Origin of the sequence: Kribbella aluminosa, assembly GCF_017876295.1 — a bacterium.
Lineage (GTDB): Bacteria > Actinomycetota > Actinomycetes > Propionibacteriales > Kribbellaceae > Kribbella > Kribbella aluminosa.
Genome location: NZ_JAGINT010000001.1, coordinates 3,564,424 through 3,581,610, shown reverse-complemented (window position 1 = coordinate 3,581,610; position 17,187 = coordinate 3,564,424). Strand labels below are relative to the sequence as shown.

Below are 17,187 nucleotides of genomic sequence, written 5' to 3'. Positions count from 1 at the left end.
GGTTCTTACTGGTACAGAGCGCTCCGGCCGACTGCTGATACATCGGCCCCGAGTGCGACGAACGATCGGCCGGCCGCCTCCGCGACCGGATCGCCGACGACCGCCTGCCGGGCCGCCGCGAACGCCTCCGCGAGCGACTGCCCGGCCCGCAGGTTCGCGTGCACCGCGAGCATCAGCGGCGCCGTCGCCGGATCGTTCACCGGTACGACGCTCGCGAGGATGCCCGCCGCACCGAGCGGGATCAGGCTGCTGCTCAACCCGAGCAGCTCGTCCGCGCCGACCGGCTTCGCCAGCCCGGAATCGCAACTGGACAAGATCATCCGGTACGGCGCCCTGCGCAGCCGCTCGAAGTCGTACACGGTCAATGGCCCGTCGTCGAGCCGCAGCGACGAGAACAGCGGGCTGTCCGCCCGAAACGTACCGTGGGCAGCGATATGCGCGATCCACGCGCCGTCCAGGGCCCGCAGTACGTTGTCCGCCGTCGCGTCGCCGTCCGCGAGTACGGTCGCGTCCGGGTACGCCGCCGCCAGCCGCATCACCTCACCGCGCGCCGCCGGCAACCCCGGCCCGAGCACCAGCACCACTCGCCGGTCCGCGGGCGCGCGCACCTCCCGCGCCCGCAACCACACCGCCGCTGAAGGCACCACGTTCACCGCCCGCTCCCCCAGCACCAGCCCCCATGGCAACGCCTGCAATCGCCCCGGCGGAACCACCACCACGGGCCGATCCCCCAGCAACTCCTGCGCAGCCCCCAGGATCGCCTCCCGCAACCGCGCCCCCAGCACGTCGAACGTCGGCCCGCGATATCCCCGCCCCGGGCCGTTGTCCGGGCGGGCGTGTGCGAGGCGACGGAGGTGGAAGCGGGAGCGCTCCACCTCCAGCGCAGCTGCTGCGAGTGGACCCACTTCGTGCCGCCCGAGCCGACCGTCGCGCACCACCACCGCGTGCAGCACGCCGCCGACCTCGACCAACTCGACCAGCACGGTCTCGCCAAGCGCCTCGATCAGCTCGTCGACATCGAGTGAGCGTCCGCGCGCCCCAGCCGGCGAGACACCCTGAGCCCGAAGAGAGCGATCGCGGACAGCCTTCTCCAGCCGCCGGCGTTCCTTCTCCAGCGAAGGATCCGGTGCCGCGTCCAACCGCCGTACGACGTCCCGCAACGCCGCCAGCTCTCCGGCCAGTTGCTCGTCGTCCGGCGGACGTACCGGCGGAACGCCCAGCGCGGTCGCCCGCCAGCGCTCGGCCCACACCAGCAGTCGCCGTGGATCGTCGCGCCGCAACGCGTCCCGCAACGCCAGCTCGGCCAGCTCGGCACCTTGCCCGGTCGCCAGCGCCCGTAGCTCGGTCGCGCCCATCGTCAGGCGGTGCTCGTCCAACGCGTCCAGCCCACGGCCGCACGCCGACAACATCGACCGTACGTCGCCCCGCGCCTCGGCCCGCAGCGCCTTCCCCAGCCAGGCCGCACTCCGCGCGATCGGCGGCGCGTCCTTGCTTTGCCGCCCCGCCAGCTCCAGTTGCCGATCCGCAGCCGACGTCCGCCCGGCCGCCAGCGCCAGCCGTCCGGCCAGCAGATGCGCGGCCGTCGCCTCCGACGCCCCCACGGCATCGAGCCGCCGCGCCACCGCGGTCACCCGCCGCAGCAACGGCTCCCCGCGTTCACCAGCCTGGTACCGCGCCTCCAGCACGACCATCGACGACCGTACCGACCACCACTCGCGCCGCTGCGCGGAGAACAACCGCCGCGCCCGCTCCGCCCGTTCCTGCGCCCCGGCCGGATCCCCCGCCGCCAGCGCGGCCGTCGCCGCCGCGAACAACAGCTCCCCCCGCTTCGTCGCCGGACCGCCCTCGGCGCCGATCGCCTGATCCAGCTCGGCCAGCGCCTCCGCGCTCAACCCGGCCGCCAGCAGTACGCCGCACCGGTCGATCGCGAGATCCGGCCAGCTGACACCGACCGCCGCGAACCGCCGGCCTGCCTCGTCCAGGTACCGCAGCGCGGCCGGCAGATCCCCGCGCGCGTACGCGGCCAGTCCGCGGTTCTGGCGCGCCTCGGCGTACTCGAACTCCTGGCCGGTCGCGGCGTACAACTTCTCCGCGACCGCGAAATCCGCGTCTGCCCGCACCGTCGCGCCCAACGCCAGCTGGATGAATCCGCGATAGTTCCGCGACCGCGCCTCCCAGACCTGATCGCCGGACCGCCGCAACCGCGCGATCGCCGACCGCAGATCGTCGAGCGCCTCCCGGTGCCGGCCGAGCACCAGCAGTACGTCGGCCCGCCGCAGCAGCACCCGCCCCGTCAACGCGCCCCGGCTGAGGTCCACCGCCCGGTCCAGCCGCGCCAGCCCTTCACGGCCGCGCCCCGCCCGACCGAGCGTCGCGCCCAACGTGGCAAGGACATCCGCCTCCCGCTCCGACCGACCGGACCGCTCCGCCAGCCGCAGCGCGGTCCGCAACTGCCGGACCGCCGTCGGTACGTCGCCGAGCTGCCGCAGCCCGATCCCCCACGCCTGATGCGCGATCGACGCGGCGGCCGTGGCCGGATCCGCGGCCAGCAGCGTGCGCGCCGAAGCGATCGCGTCGTGCGGACGCGACAACGCGAGCGGCAGCAGATATTCTGCCGCCGCGGCACTCCCCCCTGCCACCGGCACTCTGAAATGATAAGCGCCATTTCATTGATCAAGGGGGGAACGAGAACTGTGCAAGATCAAACGAATGAGCGAAAGTACGTCGCCCAACTCGAACTGATTCTGGAGGCGTACGGAAAAGCGGTCGAAATCTACCCGGAGGACTGGGAGAAAAGGCCGCAGGGGGCGGACTACCTCTACCGCACCGGGGTGGTGCTGGTCCGCGACGAGGACCTCACGCGGGTCATCGAACTCTTCGAGGGCGGTCGCCCGGACGAGGGCGGGATCGGCGGAGTCACCCGGCTGCTGCTCCCGGAGCGCGTCCCGCAGGACGCACCGGAAGATCGTTCGTACACCCAACGATTCCTGCGGTACGCCGACCTGCGGCTCGGCCGTGGCGTGGTGACACCGGAACACCTGTTCTACGTGTGCCCGAGCGTCAGCCCGTGCCCGGCCACCGAGCCCGCGGAGGTACCGCCCGGCAGCCCGCCGGACCCGGTACTGCCGACGCCGTTCCTGCCCGCGGGTGCCGCCGACGGGCGCGGCGTGAAGGTCGTCGTACTCGACGTCGGCTGGTCCGACGCCCCGGCGGCGTACTGGCTGGGCGGGGTGACCGGCGACCCGGAGAACGCGTTCGACGGCTCCGGGCGGATCCGGCCGTACGCCGGGCACGGCACGTTCATCGCCGGTGTGATGCGGGCGATCGCGCGCAACGTGGAAATCGTCGTGAAGAGCTACTTCACCACGGCCGGCGCGATCTGGGAGTTCGACCTCGCGCAGGCGCTGGACGAGGTACTCGACCTGGCGCCGGACATCATCAGCCTGTCGGCGGGCACCCGGACCCGCTTCAACCTGCCGCCGCTCGGGCTGGACGTGTTCGTCGACACCCGGCTGAACCGGATCAACGGCCTGGCACTGGTCGCGGCCGCGGGCAACGAGGCGACCCGGGACTACTTCTGGCCGGCCGCGTTCCCGGAGGCGGTCGGCGTCGGCGCACTCGCGGACAACGGGCGCGACCGCGCGTCGTTCAGCAACTTCGGCGGCTGGGTCGACGTGTACGCGCCCGGCGAGGACCTGGTGAACGCGTTCCTCACCGGCGAGTACCAGTGCACCGAGCCGCCGCACGCCGGTGAACTCCGCACGTTCGAAGGCATGGCCAGCTGGAGCGGTACGTCGTTCGCGACGCCACTCGTCGCCGGGCTGATCGCCGGGCGGATGTCGGTCACCGGCGAGAACGCCCAGCAAGCGGCCGACGCGCTGCTCGCGTTCGCCCGGACCCAGCCGGCGCCGGGCGCCGGCCCGGTGCTCCGGGCGGGGGACGCACTCGCCTCGCTCTGAGCGGGCGCGCTGACGCGGTGCGGACCTCCGGCCTGACCTCCCGGACCCTCCGCACCGCGTCAGCTCCCCCCTCTACGCAGCCCCGCGCCGCTCTCCCCCCTGCAACGGCCCGAGGGCGTCCCCCCATTGCTGCGGAGTCGCCCTCGGCGCGAATTGATACACCCGATGGTGCAGAAAGTTTTCACCGTGCGGTCGGTGTCGGATGCTCACAAAGGAACGGCGCCCGGTAGGCGCTGGAGTGGTACGCGTACTGCTTCCCGTCGACCTCGAGGATCGTCCGGTTTCCCTGCACCAGCATCTGGGTGTATCGCATGCCCGGCTCCGGGCAGCCCAGGCTCCCGTCCGGCCAAGTCACCTCGTCGGAGCTGACCACCTTCACGACGGCGGCGTCCACGCCCAGGCGCTTCACCAGGTCGGCCTTGGCCAGCTCGGCCGGACCGCCGCCGGGGCTCGCCGGTCCGGAACTGCTACTCGTGCTCGGCGTCATGGACGGTTGTCCTCCGGTCGTCGATTCGTTGCCGCACGCAACCAGCAGCGCGGCCACCGCTACCACGGTCAGCACCTTCCGCATCACGATCACCTCTCACAGTAGACGCCGGCCGGTGACCGTTCGTTGCGGTGGCCCAACTGAGAGTTGGCTGAGAGCAGTTCACCTGGTGTTTCCCGCCTGTCAGCCCAGGACCTGAAAGATCCAAACCTCGGGAACCGTCATTTCCAAGGAGTCACATCATGTCTGTCGACCGCCGTTCCGTCCTCCGCGGCGCCGCTGCCGGCGCCGCGGGCGTCGGGTTCACCACCGTCGGTGCCGTGCCGACGCTGGCCGAGGCCACGCCCGCGTCGCACCCCGGCCGCACGCCGTTCCCGCAGCACCGGCCGTTCCCGCCGCTGCTCGACGACCCCAAGGGCGTCCTCGCGCTGCCGGCCGGGTTCAAGTACAGGATCGTCACCCAGGCCGGCGAGACCAAGCTGAAGACCGGTCACCCGACGCCGACCCTGCACGACGGTACGGCGGTGTTCTCCACGGGCCACGGCCGTTACCAGCTGATCCAGAACCACGAGATCGGCGGCGCCAACGAGCTCGGCGTACCGCAGATCGAGGGCACTGTCTACGACAGCGGCGTCGGCGCGGCCGGCGGCTGCACGGTCATCGACGTCGACAAGGACGGCAAGAACCTCGGCGAGTGGGTCGGCATCTCCGGCACGCTGACGAACTGCGCCGGCGGCCCGACCCCGTGGGGCACCTGGATGACCTGCGAGGAGACCGAGAACAAGGCCAACGGCACCACCCGGCTGAAGGATCACGGCTACGTGTTCGAGGTCTGGGGCGACGGCAGGACCGCGCACCCGGTCCCGCTGAAGGCGCTCGGCCGGTACGCCCACGAGGCGCTCGCGATCGGCGAGAACCGGACCCACGTCTACCTGTCCGAGGACGCCTCCGGCCCGAACGGGACCTTCTACCGCTGGTCGGCGCCGCGCGGCTACAAGCTCGGCCCGCGTAGCTGGCAGGACCTGCAGAACAAGGACTTCGGCACCCTCGAAGCGCTCGCCATCCTGGGTGACGACGGCAAGCCGATCCCGGACGTCGCGTACCTGACCTCGGCGCAGTTGCTGCGGCCGTTCCGGGTGAAGTGGGTGCCGGTGCCGGACCGCGACGGCGTGACCACGTCGGTCCGCAAGCAGTTCACCGACGGCCAGATCACCCGCGGCAAGAAGTTCGAGGGCGTCTTCGGCACCAAGGACGGCGTGTACGTCGTGAACTCGTACGCCGAGTCCGGTACGTCGGACCTGCCCGCCGACGCGGTCCCGCACGACGGCATGGTCTGGTTCTACAACTACGACGCCGGGACGATCCAGCTGGTCACGTACTTCCCGGAGAACGCCGCCGCGAACAAGGGCGCCGAGGCGAAGTACGACGACTACAACTTCGACGGCCCGGACAACGTCACCGTGACGCCGTGGGGTTCGCTGATCCTCGCCGAGGACGGCCAGGCCAGCAGCCACGTGCTGAGCGCGACCCCGGGCGGCCCGACGTACGCCATCGCCCGGAACCAGCTGAACGACTCCGAGTTCACCGGCCCGTCGTTCTCCGCCGACGGCAAGGTGCTGTTCGTCAACATCCAGTCGCCGGGCATCACGCTGGCGATCACCGGCCCGTGGCGCGACTACCTCGGCTGAGGGCCCGCAGCAGACTCACCTGTCTGTGTGCAGACTCGCGGCTCGGCAACGCGCCGTGCCGCGAGCCACCACCAGCAGCCGCCAGCCCGGCGCTCCGGTACTCGGTGCTGTTCCAGATCTTCTCCGCGACCGGCACCCACAGCGGATTCGGCCCCTCGACGAGGACACCGTCCGGCGCCACCATCGTCGCCACCCGCCAGCGCAGTTCCGCGGGCAACCCGATCCACACCTCGAGCCCGAGCGGCCCGGCGAATTCCTCCGCGAAGAACTGGCCTACGGTGCGCCCGTCCACCCGCCGCATCAGCTCGTCCAGCAACCAGCCCCAGGTGATCGGGTGAGCTGCCTGCGCTGCACGAGCAGGAGGATGCACGCGGTGGTCAGGCCCTTCGTGCCGGAGAACATCAGGTGGATCGTGTCGCGGTCCGCCGTACCTCCCCACAGGTCGACCACCAGCTCGCCTTTGTGATACGCCGCGAACGCCGCGCCCGGCTCGCCCCGCTCGGTGAAGTTCCGCTCGAACGCCGCAGCCACTTGTTCCCACATGGATATGATAGTACTGATCGTTCTTATCTTGGTCCAGCTCGGTAGGGTGGACCCGTGGAGGTGATCGCACGATGCCGGTGAAGGCGGGGGAACGGCTGGACCCCGAGGCGACCCGGGCCCGGATCCTGAAGGCGGCGGCGGAGGTGTTCGGCCGGCGCGGGATCCACGCGGCCGGGATCAACGAGATCGTCGAGGCGGCCGGCGCGTCCAAGCTGACCATCTACAAGAACTTCGGCTCGAAGGAAGGCCTGGTCGAGGCGGTGCTGACCGACCGTACGCAGCGGGTCCGCGCCTGGCACCACGAGGCCGTCGACGCCGCACCGCCCGGCCGCGCACAGGTTCTCGCGGTCTTCGACCTGGTCGCGACCTGGTACGCCGAAGCCGGGTTCCGCGGCTGCGCGATGATGAACGCGGCCACCGAGGACCGCGGCCAGGACGGCGCTCCGCGGCGCCTCGCGCAGGACCATCTCCGGTTCTACCGGGAGCTCTTCGAGCGCCTGCTGGCGGGCGCGCGCGACCCCGGGGTGACCGCGCGGCAGCTGGTCGTCGTACTGGAAGGTGCGACTCTGATCAGCGCGATCGACCAGGATCCCGGGCTGGGCGCGGAGGCGCGGGTCATCGTGGAGACACTGCTCGACGCGGCATTCTGAGCAGTACGACGACGCACGCGAGCCCGGCGCCGGCCGCGACCAGAAACGCCGCCTGGAACCCGGCCCGCTCCGCGATCAGCCCGCCGAGGGGTCCCGCCAGCATCACGCCGAGGTCCCAGAACGAGGTCATCACCCCCATCGACACGCCCGGCCGCAGCCCCCGCACCCGATCGAGCGTCATCGAGACACACGCCGGATAGATCAGCGCCATCCCGAACCCGGCGAACGCCGTACCGACGATCGCCACCACCGGCCCACCCGCGAGCGCGATGACTACCAGCGCGCCGATCTCCACGCTCACGGTCGCGACCGCCACCACCCGCCCGCCGTACCGATCCACCAAAGGGCTCCCCGCGAACCGCAGGACCAGGAAGGCAGCCGCGAACACACTCAGCGCGAAGTTGTCGACGCCGAGGTGCCCGGCCCGAAGCCGCAGCACCAGCAGCGCGGCAACCGTCCCGTAACAGTAGGCGGCCAGCCCAATAATTGCCCCCGGCAACGGAACCCCCGGCGGCACCAGATCACGAACACCTCCGATCCGCACCAACGGCTCGACCCGCTGCGCATCCCGCCGAGTCGTCAGCACCAGCCCGACAGACACCAAGCACAAACCAACGACCACCCACCAAACCAGCCGCACACCCCCACCTGCGGCGGCCGTCAGCGCGGCCGCGATCACCGGACCACCCGCCAAGCCGCCCCACATCGACAAGCCGAACCAGCCGGCCAACCGCCCGCGCTGCGCCATCCGCGTACCGGCCAGCACCCACGGCAGCGCCGCCGAGAACAACGCGGCCTCGCCCGCACCCATCACCAACCGCGCGACCAGCAACAACCCGAGATCCGGCGCCAGCAGTTGCCCCAGGCCCCCGATCGCCGCCAGCACTCCCCCGGCGATCACCACCGGCCGCGACCACCCCGCATCCGCCAACCATCCCGCGAACGGCCGCCCGCACGCCGTCGCCAGGAACGCGATCCCCACCGCGGACCCACTCGCCAGCGCCCCACCTCCGAACTTCTCCGGCACGTACGACGGCAGCACCTGCAACGCCGCCCCGAACGCCAGGTACCCACACAGCACCGCCACCCACAATCGCCGCACCGGAACCGTCATGCAGAGATAGTACCGCCCATTACCATCTACTCGCCGCGAGGTGCTGGCCTGCGGTGGCGAGCTCGGGCTCGGTCGGCCCCGCGTCCACCGCAGGCTCGGTCGTCATCTCAGTAGATGTTGGAGGGCCGGACCATGCCCTCCGCCAGGTCGCCGAAGCCGGGTGCCATGATCGCGCCCGGGTTCCCGAGGACCTCCTCGACCACCGCGGTCTCCGTGGTGATCAGCAGCGCCGCGATCGAGGCCGCGCTCTCCAGCGCCGCCCGCGTCACCTTCAGCGGATCCAGCACGCCCTGGTCGAACATGTCGTCGTACTGCCCGGTGAGCGCGTTGAACCCGTGTCCCAACGGCAGATCGGACACCTTCTTCACGACGTCGTCGCCGTCGTACCCGGCGTTGATCGCGATCCACCGCAGCGGCTCGGGCAGCGCCCGCCGGACGACCTCGCGGCCGATCGCGTCGTCACCGGTCAGCTCGACGCGAGACACGGCGTCCTGCGCCTGGACCAGCGCCGTACCACCGCCGGCCACCACGCCCTCCTCGACCGCGGCGCGGGTGGCGGCCAGCGAGTCCTCGACCCGCAGCATCCGCTCCTTCAGCTCGACACTCGTCGCCCCGCCGACCCGGATCACCGCGACCCGCCCGGACAGCCGCGCCATCCGGAGCTGCAGGCTGTCCCGGTCCGCGTCGATCCGGGGCCCGGTCGAACTGCGTCTCCAGCTGCGCCAGCCGCGCCTCGACCAACCGCGGATCGCCGTGCCCGCCGACGATCGTCGTACCGTTCTCGCTGATCGTGATCCGGTCACATGTACCGAGGTGCTCCAGCGAGACCTCCGCCAGCTCGAGCCCGGTGTCCTGCGCGATCACGTTCCCGCCGAGCGCCACCGCGAGATCTTCGAGCTCCGCGATCCGCCGGTGCCCGAAGCCAGGCGCCCGGACGACGACCGACTGCATCGTGCCGTGCATGTTGCCGCCGACCAGGAACTGCAGCGCCGGCCCGGTGACGTCCTCGGCCAGCACCACCAGCGGCCGGTCCGCGCGCTTGGCCACCTCGACGGCCGGCATGATGTCCTGCACCTGGTTGATCTTCCGGTTGGTGAGCAGGATCACCGGGCGCTCGTGGACCGCCTCCATCCGCTCCTTGTCGGTGACCATGTACGCCGACGTGTACCCGTGGTCGAACTCGATCCCGTCGACCACCTCGACCGAGAGCCCGACCCCGTCGGACTCCTCCGTGCTGACGATTCCGTTCCGCCCGACCCGCTCGACCGCCTCGGCGATCACCTCGCCGATCGACTCGTCGTCACCGGCCGCCATCGTCGCGATGTTCCGCAGGTCCTGCCCGCCGCCCACGTCCGCCGCCCACGAGCGCAGCGTCGCCACCACCACCGGCACGGTCTGCTCGATACCGCGCCGTACCCGCATCGGGTTGGCGCCCTCGTCGACCGCTCGCAGGCCCTCGCGGACCATCGCCTGGGCGAGTACGGTCGCGGTCGTCGTACCGTCGCCGACCACCCCGTTGGTCTTCATCGCGACTTCCTTGACCAGCTGGGCGCCCATGTTCGCGAACGGCTCGCGCAACTGGATCTCCCGGGCGATCGTCACGCCGTCGTTCGTGATCGTCGGCGGTCCGGTCAGTTTCTCCAGGACTGCGTTGCGGCCCTTCGGACCCAGCGTCACCTTGACGGCGTCGGCCAGGGCGTTCACCCCGGACTCGAGCAGCCGCCGTGCATCTTCGTTGAACCGTAGTTCCTTGGCCATGATCAGACCGCCTCTCGGGTCACGGGATGAGGATCGCCCGGCCGCGGACCAGCCCGCGGCCGAGATCGTCGATCGCCTGCTGGAAATCGGCGAGCGGGTACTTGCTGGTGTGCAGAGTCACCTTGCCCTGGGCGGCGAGCACCATCAGCTCCTGCAGGTCGGTGTGGGAGCCGACCAGGTTCCCGACGAAGTTGATCTCGGTCGAGATGATGTCGATCGTCGGCACGTCGAGGTTCTCGCCGTACCCGACCACGTAGTAGTTGCCGGCCCGGCGCAGCATGGCCACGCCCTCCGCGGTGGCTCCTCCCTCGCCGACGAAGTCCACCACCGCCTCGGCGCCGCGGCCCCCGGTGAGCTCCAGCACCTGGGCGATCTGGGTGCCGTCGGCAACGATTCCGTGGTCGGCGCCGATCGCGACCGCGAGTTCGACGGCGGCCGGGTTCCGGTCGACCACGACCAGCGTCGCGGCCGAGATCGCCTTCAGCACCTGGATGCCGATGTGGCCGAGGCCGCCGGCCCCGATCATCACGCAGACGTCCCCGGGCCGCAGCGCGGCCGCCGCCTTCCGGACCGCGTGGTACGCCGTCAGTCCCGCGTCCGCGAGCGCCGCCACGTCGGCCGGCTCGAGGCTGTCGTCGATCCGCACGACGCTACGGGCCGTCGTCCGCAGGTACTCGGCGTACCCGCCGTCGGTGTCGATCCCGGGGAACTGGCTGTTCTCGCAGTGCACGTCCTCGCCGAACCGGCACGCGCGGCACAGCCCGCAGGTGATCAACGGGTGCAGGATCACCTTGTCGCCGGGCTTCACGTTCGTCACCGCGTCGCCGGTCGCCTCCACCCAGCCGGCGTTCTCGTGCCCGATCGTGTACGGCAGCGCGACGCCGGACTTCTCCGCCCACTGCCCCTCGAGGATGTGCAGGTCGGTCCGGCACACCCCGGCGCCACCGATCCTCACGATCACGTCGAGTGGACCCTCGACCTTCGGCTCCGGTATGTCGTTCAGTTTCAGGTCGGTGTGATATCCGACGACTTGGATCGCCCTCATGCCGTGCTCCCATACCTTGTAGCCAGCAGTCCACGACAGAAGTGCGCGTTACCTTCCATCGAGATCCGCACCGACTTGGCGAACCGCAGCCTGAGCGGGACCTCCGCGGCCACGAGTGCCGCACCAGCCTCGTCCACCACCAGCGGATCGGCGGGGGCGGCGCCGAGCCCGATCCCGGCCCGGCGCCGTACCAGCGCCTCCTTGTGCGAACCCTCTGGAACATCTCCGAGCGTGACGAGGTGGAGATCGTCCACGGTCACGTCGGTGGTCCTGAGCAGTTGCTCGGCGCACCGTTCCATCGCCGCCGTGTGCGCCTTCTCCCGGAAGATCCGCCGGAGGTCGTCCAGGCTCTCTTCCGCCTCGACGCCGAACGTGCCGACGTACCCCGCGTCCGCCGCCAGGCCCGCGTTGATCTTGTCCGAGTCGTGGTGGTCGTCCAGCTGCACCACGACTCCGCGAAGACCGTCCACCCGGCGCAGTGCGTCCACCGCGTCGGACGCCATCAGGTAGGCGAAGTTCGGCGAGCAGAACGACGTCGGCAACCGCAGGTGCACGGTCACCTTCGCGTCCTCGATCCGGACCGAGCGGACGAAACCGAGCTCGGTGATCGGCTCGTCCAGCTCGGGATCCGCCACCGTCGCCAGGGCCGCCAGGACCCTGTCACTGAGGGACGGTGCCACGGCGATCATGAGCGTGCGCCCGCCGCGACCTCCGCGGAGGCGTTGCCGGCCTCGGTCGGCAACCGCAGCTCCTGCGGTACGTCGAGGTCGTACAAGGCCGCCGCGTTCAGGCCGAGGATCTTCTTCTTCTGCGCCGTCGTGATCGGCGCGTACTCCGTCAGCTCGGGTGGGATCTGGAAGTCGACGAACTTCTCGATCAGCCACTTCGGCGTCCAGATCGCGTAGTCGCTGGAGAACAGGATCCGGTCCTCGCCGATCCAGTACAGCAACTCCCCGAGGATCTGTGCGAAGTACTTCGGCCGGCTGTGGATGAACGGCATCGCCACCGCGAGTCCGCCGTACACGTTGGGCTCCTGGGTGGCGATCCAGCAGAAGTCCTCCAGCCGCGGCAGCCCGACGTGCTCGACGATGAAGTTCAGCTCGGTGTAGTCCGTCGCCACCTGGTCGATGTCGGCGACGTCGAACGCGTCCCGGTCCAGCGGCCGGATGGTGGGGCCCTTGTGCACGTGGATGTTCTTGATCCCGAGCTTCAGGCACTCCTCGAGGTACCGGCGCGACCACGGGCTGTCGAGCTTGTACCCGCGGGAGTCGCCGTTCCACTCGGCGGTGTAGAGCTTCACGCCCTTCAGGCCCATCCGGTCCGCGTCCTTGCGGAGCTGCTCCAGGCCGGCCTCTTCGTGCCGGGGGTCCCACGCGTGGTTGTACGTGAGCTTTCCGGGGTTCGCCCGGGTCAGCGCGAGGGCGTCCTCTGTCTGGCCGAAACCCCGCCTGTAGAAGTCGCTCAGGATGGCCGGCTGGAAGATCGCGTGGTCGACGTACCCGTCCTCGAACAGGTCCTTCAGCAGGCGCTGCTCGCCGTAGTACGTGTAGGTGTCGTAGTCCCAGACGACCTCTTCGGGACTGAGGTTCTTGTGGTAGTCGTAGAAGCAGTCGATGAACTGCTTGCCGTGGATGTTCTTCTGGTTCTCGGCGCGCGCGTCCCAGAGCGCGATGTGCGCGTCGACGATGTAGTACTTCTCGCCGTCCTTCTCGTACATCTCCGGCTCCTAATGCGCGGTGAGGTCGAAGCCGATGTACTCGGCGGCGTCCTCGGGGCTGGCGAACAGGATGGTCTTGTCGTCCAGGTGCACCATCCGGCCGTAGTGGGTGGAGGAGATCTCCTCGAACACCGACCCGTCGAACTCCGAGCCGAGCGCGTCGGTCAGCTCGGCGTAGTCGAAGTTCAGCAGGCCGACGCCGTCGACCCGGATCATCGACGGGTACTCGGTCAGCTCGACGCCGTCCTTGGCGCCCATCACCTCGGCGACCACCCGGCCGATCGGCGTGTTCATCAGCGTCACGCCGCACTTGTTGGAGAACTCGGTGTCAGATCCGAACTGCATGCTCACTGGTCCAGCTCCTTCGGAGAGTCGAGCCCGAGGTCCTCGAGCAGGGAACGGAACTTCTGCTTGGCCGCGTCCAGGCTCACCGCGAAGGTGACGGACTTGTCGGCCGGCTGCGACCAGATCGGCTGCAGGGCGTGCGCGGCGTCGAGGCAGCGCGGTACCCAGGTCGCGAGCCACTCGCCGAACAGCACCTTGTTGGTCTCGCCGTGCTCCGCGTCGCGGGCCAGCAGGCGAAACAGGTTGCGGGTGTAGCCGAGGTCGCGGTCGTAGTCGTATTCGCCGGTCCCGACGATGGTCGGCGTGATGTAGTCGCCGTTGCGGGCGGCGATCTGCATCACCAGCTCACTGCGGAACAGCGACCCGACGAGCTGCTCGAAGACGATGTTGGTGGCGAACAGCAGCTCGCACCAGTCACCGACCGCCGTCAGCCGCTCGACCACCTCACGGGTCGGCTGCCACTCCGGCGCGTTCTTCCAGACCTCCTTGTGCGCAGAGCCGTCGAACGGTACGTCGGCCGACCTTCCCTCGCCCGTTCCTTCCTTCCCTTGCCCACCGGCCTCCGACAGATCCAGGTTGAAGAGTGCCAGGTCCTGAGCGAACCGCATCTTGTGCGCGGCGTTGACCGCGACCGCGGTGTTGATCATGTTCGTCGGCCCGGAGCGCTGGATGCTGGTGAACACGTGCAGGGCCATACCGTTCTCGGCGTGCATCCACGCGCCGAGGTTGCGCTCGATGAACTTCAGCCAGGCCGCGTTCCAGCCGTCGTACGCCCTGGCCCGCTTCGCGTTCTGCAGGCACAGGTCGACCTGGTGGACGACCGCGGAGTTGTTCCGGTAGATCGTCTGGTCCCACTCCTCGTTGGGGTCGAGGAAGGCGTGCCAGTTGGACGACTTCGCGGCCGTCCACTCCTTCGGGTAGCCGCCCGGGCCGTCGCCGAAGCCGTAGATCCAGCCCTGGCTCAGGTGCCGGTCCGGGTCCGGCTGGACGTCGACCGTGACGTCCTCGTACATCGTCGCGCGCAGCTTGGCCGGCTTGTAGTAGTTGTAGCTGCGGCTGGTCGAGCTGGGGAACTCCAGCGCACCGGCCTCGGAGTCGGTGAACTCGATCCTCGGGAAACTGCGTTGCTTGGTGTGCGTCATTCTCAGGCTCCATCGGTCGCTGGGCTGGTGAACTTGTCGTAGAAGATCTGGTCCTTCGGTACGTTGCTTGCCTCCAGCAACGTCAGTGCGGCGTCCACCATCGGCGGCGGCCCGCACAGGTACACCTCGCTGCGGTGCAGCTCGGCCTCCCGCCGGTCCACGACGTCGGTGACGTTGCCCTCCTCGACCTGTAGCCCGTCCGCGCCCTGAGCCGACTCGGACAGGCAGGCGACGAACTCGAAGCCGGTGAGCTCAGCACCGAGTTCCTGGATCGCTTCCAGGTAGAACAGGTCGGCCGCCGTCCGGGCGCCGTAGTAGAACCGCACCGGCCGGGTGCTGCCGGTCGCGACGAGGTGCCGGAGGATGGACAGGATCGGCGCCATCCCGGCCCCACCCGCGACGCAGATCACCGGCAGCACGTGCCCGTCCTTCAGGGTGGACGAGCCGTACGGCCCGGTCATCGACAGCTCGTCGCCGACCGCCAGGCCGTCGTCGAGCAGACCCGAGAACCGGCCGCCCTGGTACTTCTTGATCAGGAACTCGATCTCCCCGGCGGGCCCTGCCGGTATGGTCGCCATCGAGAACGACCGGTGCTCGTCCGTGCCGGGGATGGTCAGGTCGACGTACTGCCCCGGCCGGAAGTCGAACTCCTCGGCCGGGCGCAGCCGCAGCGACACGATGTCCCCGGTGACCGGCTCGATCGCGGCCACCGTCGTACCCACGGTCCGGATCGGGATGCCGCCGAGCAGTTCGTCCTCGTCGAAGTTCAGCAGCTCGATCGTGCAGTCGCTGAACGCGTGCGCCCGGCACAGCAACACATAACCTTCGGCAACCTCCGCGTCGTTGCAGGCGAAGGTGGAGTAGCGCTCCATCTGCAGGTCACCTTCCAGCACGTACGACTTGCAGGCGGAGCACTGCCCCTCCTTGCAGCCGTGCATCAGGTGAATGCCCTGCCGGAACGCCGCGTCCAGGATCTTGTCGTCCTCGTCGACCTCCATCTCGATGCCGACCGGCTCGAACTGGATACGGTGGGTGTCGGCCATGGTGAGTCCTCAGGCAACCGAAGAATCAGCGACAGTGCCGTTGGCGCGGTACTCGGCGATGTGCGCCTGGCGCTCCGCGTCGGTCATCTCGTTCAGCAGCACGTTCGGGCTGTTGAAGGTGTTGCCGCGGACGTCGTCCAGGGTCCACATCTTCTTCGGGTCCAGGTCGAGGTGCGGCTGCCCGATCAGCGTCTTGCCGTCGTCGCGGACGTACCCGAGGTCGGAGACGATGTCGGCCAGGTCCTTGCCGTGGTGCAGGGTCTCCCACTCGCGGAAGCCGGTCAGCCGGCCCATGTTCGGCGTCGGACGCCCGTCGTACTCGCTCCGGAACGCGACCGCGTCGGTCCAGTAGCAGGTCTCCGAGCAGTACGTCCGCCACTGGTCGTCGACCTTCTCGACCACGATGTCCTCGTGGATCAGCGCCGGCACCATGCAGGTCCAGCAGCGGTGCGGGTACTGGTAGCCGACGTCCTCGAACGCGATCGGCTTGTTCCGGCCCGGGTACGCGAGCCGGTTGTAGTTCTCCCACCACTTGCCGTACTTCGAGTACCAGCCCGGGTACTTGTCCTCGAACCACTCGAAGTCCTTGTCGGTCATCGCGTCGATCCGCCAGTAGTTCACCGGCCACCCGGTGGCGAAGAACCGCGCCACCTCGTGCACGTAGCCCTTGTTCGTGATCCGGTTCCACGCCTCCTCGACCAGGTCGTGCGGAATCGTGAGCCCGTACTTCTCCAGCGGCAGCAGGTAGCTGCGGTAGTAGTCGTCGTAGATCCACCGCCGCCACATCTCCGCATAGCTCTCACGATCCTTCCGGCGGTCCTTCGTGCCGTACTCGATGAACGTGCCGATCGCCGCGTCCACGACACAGTGGTTGTTCCACCACGCATAGCGCAGGTCGCGCTCGAGCAGCGGCCGGTTGCGCTCGTCGGCGAGCGCCATCAGCAGGATCGAGTACCCGTTGCTGATGTGCCGCGACTCGTCGGACTGCACCGAGTGGAACACCGTCGGCAGCAGGTAGTCGCCGTTCGCGGCCGCCTCGTCCGGCATCGCGACGAACAGCGTGTTGGTGAACGCGGTCTCCGCGACCACCGTGAGGTAGATGTTCGCGGCGGTGATCGCGTCACCGGTGATGAACCCCTCGCCGAACTGCCGGCCGATGGTGCCCGCGTAGTTGTTCGCGAACGCCTTCTCGGTCATGTCGAACCCGGCCGGGTCGATGTAGTTGTTCATGTACAGCTTCTTGAGGTTCATCTGGATCGTCGAGTGCCGGACCTCGTCGATCATCTGCACCGCGAGCCCGTTGTGGATCTCCGGGTTCGGGACCGCGTCGATCGCCATCGGCATCGCCCGGGCCGCGGAGATCTCCGGGAACGGGATGATGCTCAGGAAGAGCTTCTGCCACTCCAGCCAGCGCTGCTGGACCTGGCGGAACATGTTGCCTCGGATCGCGCCGTCCATGGCGCCGTACACGCGGTTGTCCTTCTCCTCCTCCATCGGGAAGTACGACCGCATGATCTGCTTCAGCGGGTCCTTCTTCGGTGCCTTCTCGAACGTGTAGTCCGTTCCGAATCGGGTCGCCGGGGTCGCGAACGTCGGCTCCCACGAGAGTTCGGTGATCTTCGCGTGTGCCTTGGTGAGACTCTGCCTGCTCATGTGCCTGCCTCCAGGGGTAGGGCTGATTGCAGAGATGAAAGCC

15 protein-coding genes and 1 pseudogene are annotated in these 17,187 nt (G+C 69.3%); 3 read left to right on the top strand and 13 right to left on the bottom strand.

Translation table 11 applies throughout. The annotated features are described in order from the left end of the window. Window positions 1-5: 5 nt before the first annotated feature. Window positions 6-2,645: a CHAT domain-containing protein gene (locus JOF29_RS45345; protein ID WP_209695170.1), complete on the bottom strand. Its 2,640-nt coding sequence runs from the start codon at window positions 2,643-2,645 to the stop codon at window positions 6-8. Between the two features lie 48 nt (window positions 2,646-2,693). On the opposite strand from JOF29_RS45345, the gene JOF29_RS44535 reads away from it, so the two are divergent. Continuing rightward, window positions 2,694-3,959, top strand: coding sequence for a S8 family peptidase (locus JOF29_RS44535; RefSeq protein ID WP_209695169.1), 1,266 nt, complete (start codon window positions 2,694-2,696; stop codon window positions 3,957-3,959). A gap of 181 nt (window positions 3,960-4,140) precedes the next feature. On the opposite strand, the gene JOF29_RS17090 is transcribed toward JOF29_RS44535, so the two are convergent. Continuing rightward, on the bottom strand, window positions 4,141-4,530 hold the full coding sequence (locus JOF29_RS17090; protein WP_344746774.1) for a DUF8738 domain-containing protein: 390 nt from the start codon (window positions 4,528-4,530) through the stop codon (window positions 4,141-4,143). Between the two features lie 158 nt (window positions 4,531-4,688). Here JOF29_RS17090 and JOF29_RS17085 point away from each other — a divergent pair, with 158 nt between their 5' ends. Then, entirely contained in the window at window positions 4,689-6,134 is a 1,446-nt protein-coding gene (locus JOF29_RS17085) for an alkaline phosphatase PhoX (protein ID WP_209695167.1), read from the top strand. On the opposite strand, the gene JOF29_RS17080 is transcribed toward JOF29_RS17085, so the two are convergent. Then, a complete protein-coding gene (locus JOF29_RS17080) occupies window positions 6,103-6,450 on the bottom strand; it encodes a serine hydrolase family protein (protein WP_209695166.1) in 348 nt (115 codons plus the stop codon). The genes JOF29_RS17085 and JOF29_RS17080 overlap by 32 nt on opposite strands. Beyond that, the gene (locus JOF29_RS17075) at window positions 6,435-6,677 is read right to left on the bottom strand and encodes a serine hydrolase (protein WP_209695165.1); all 243 of its coding nucleotides are present in this window, start codon (window positions 6,675-6,677) and stop codon (window positions 6,435-6,437) included. Before JOF29_RS17075 ends, JOF29_RS17080 begins: the two co-directional genes overlap by 16 nt. A gap of 71 nt (window positions 6,678-6,748) precedes the next feature. Here JOF29_RS17075 and JOF29_RS17070 point away from each other — a divergent pair, with 71 nt between their 5' ends. Then, a complete protein-coding gene (locus tag JOF29_RS17070) occupies window positions 6,749-7,327 on the top strand; it encodes a TetR/AcrR family transcriptional regulator (protein ID WP_209695164.1) in 579 nt (192 codons plus the stop codon). Here the strand turns inward: JOF29_RS17070 and JOF29_RS17065 are convergent. The 9 genes and pseudogenes from JOF29_RS17065 to JOF29_RS17025 all read right to left on the bottom strand — a co-directional run bounded on the left by JOF29_RS17065 (window position 7,293) and on the right by JOF29_RS17025 (window position 17,144). After that, entirely contained in the window at window positions 7,293-8,441 is a 1,149-nt protein-coding gene (locus tag JOF29_RS17065; RefSeq protein WP_209695163.1) for an MFS transporter, read from the bottom strand. The genes JOF29_RS17070 and JOF29_RS17065 overlap by 35 nt on opposite strands. A gap of 107 nt (window positions 8,442-8,548) precedes the next feature. Then, window positions 8,549-10,199, bottom strand: a pseudogene (gene groL, locus JOF29_RS17060) (chaperonin GroEL). Between the two features lie 19 nt (window positions 10,200-10,218). After that, the gene (locus JOF29_RS17055) at window positions 10,219-11,244 is read right to left on the bottom strand and encodes an NAD(P)-dependent alcohol dehydrogenase (protein ID WP_209695162.1); all 1,026 of its coding nucleotides are present in this window, start codon (window positions 11,242-11,244) and stop codon (window positions 10,219-10,221) included. Then, window positions 11,241-11,933, bottom strand: coding sequence for an iron-sulfur cluster assembly protein (locus tag JOF29_RS17050; RefSeq protein ID WP_209695161.1), 693 nt, complete (start codon window positions 11,931-11,933; stop codon window positions 11,241-11,243). Before JOF29_RS17050 ends, JOF29_RS17055 begins: the two co-directional genes overlap by 4 nt. Beyond that, window positions 11,930-12,961: an amidohydrolase family protein gene (locus JOF29_RS17045; RefSeq protein ID WP_209695160.1), complete on the bottom strand. Its 1,032-nt coding sequence runs from the start codon at window positions 12,959-12,961 to the stop codon at window positions 11,930-11,932. Before JOF29_RS17045 ends, JOF29_RS17050 begins: the two co-directional genes overlap by 4 nt. A 9-nt stretch (window positions 12,962-12,970) precedes the next feature. Further along, window positions 12,971-13,306: a propane 2-monooxygenase effector subunit MimD gene (gene mimD / locus JOF29_RS17040; RefSeq protein ID WP_209695159.1), complete on the bottom strand. Its 336-nt coding sequence runs from the start codon at window positions 13,304-13,306 to the stop codon at window positions 12,971-12,973. 2 nt (window positions 13,307-13,308) lie between these two features. Continuing rightward, entirely contained in the window at window positions 13,309-14,448 is a 1,140-nt protein-coding gene (locus JOF29_RS17035) for an aromatic/alkene monooxygenase hydroxylase subunit beta (RefSeq protein ID WP_209695158.1), read from the bottom strand. 2 nt (window positions 14,449-14,450) lie between these two features. Continuing rightward, window positions 14,451-15,491 (bottom strand): 2Fe-2S iron-sulfur cluster-binding protein, encoded by a 1,041-nt coding sequence (locus JOF29_RS17030; RefSeq protein WP_209695157.1) that lies wholly within the window; start codon window positions 15,489-15,491, stop codon window positions 14,451-14,453. Between the two features lie 9 nt (window positions 15,492-15,500). Continuing rightward, window positions 15,501-17,144 (bottom strand): ferritin family protein, encoded by a 1,644-nt coding sequence (locus JOF29_RS17025; RefSeq protein ID WP_209695156.1) that lies wholly within the window; start codon window positions 17,142-17,144, stop codon window positions 15,501-15,503. Window positions 17,145-17,187 lie beyond the last annotated feature (43 nt).

What these genes read in the sequence shown, in the direction of transcription:
- JOF29_RS17050 (WP_209695161.1), bottom strand. Translation starts at nt 11,933, where the DNA reads ATGATCGCCGTGGCACCGTCCCTCAGTGACAGGGTCCTGGCGGCCCTG.
- JOF29_RS17045 (WP_209695160.1), bottom strand. Translation starts at nt 12,961, where the DNA reads ATGTACGAGAAGGACGGCGAGAAGTACTACATCGTCGACGCGCACATC.
- JOF29_RS17055 (WP_209695162.1), bottom strand. Translation starts at nt 11,244, where the DNA reads ATGAGGGCGATCCAAGTCGTCGGATATCACACCGACCTGAAACTGAAC.
- JOF29_RS17030 (WP_209695157.1), bottom strand. Translation starts at nt 15,491, where the DNA reads ATGGCCGACACCCACCGTATCCAGTTCGAGCCGGTCGGCATCGAGATG.
- JOF29_RS17025 (WP_209695156.1), bottom strand. Translation starts at nt 17,144, where the DNA reads ATGAGCAGGCAGAGTCTCACCAAGGCACACGCGAAGATCACCGAACTC.
- JOF29_RS17035 (WP_209695158.1), bottom strand. Translation starts at nt 14,448, where the DNA reads ATGACGCACACCAAGCAACGCAGTTTCCCGAGGATCGAGTTCACCGAC.
- JOF29_RS17085 (WP_209695167.1), top strand. Translation starts at nt 4,689, where the DNA reads ATGTCTGTCGACCGCCGTTCCGTCCTCCGCGGCGCCGCTGCCGGCGCC.
- JOF29_RS17075 (WP_209695165.1), bottom strand. Translation starts at nt 6,677, where the DNA reads ATGTGGGAACAAGTGGCTGCGGCGTTCGAGCGGAACTTCACCGAGCGG.
- mimD (WP_209695159.1), bottom strand. Translation starts at nt 13,306, where the DNA reads ATGCAGTTCGGATCTGACACCGAGTTCTCCAACAAGTGCGGCGTGACG.
- JOF29_RS17070 (WP_209695164.1), top strand. Translation starts at nt 6,749, where the DNA reads ATGCCGGTGAAGGCGGGGGAACGGCTGGACCCCGAGGCGACCCGGGCC.
- JOF29_RS17090 (WP_344746774.1), bottom strand. Translation starts at nt 4,530, where the DNA reads ATGCGGAAGGTGCTGACCGTGGTAGCGGTGGCCGCGCTGCTGGTTGCG.
- JOF29_RS17065 (WP_209695163.1), bottom strand. Translation starts at nt 8,441, where the DNA reads ATGACGGTTCCGGTGCGGCGATTGTGGGTGGCGGTGCTGTGTGGGTAC.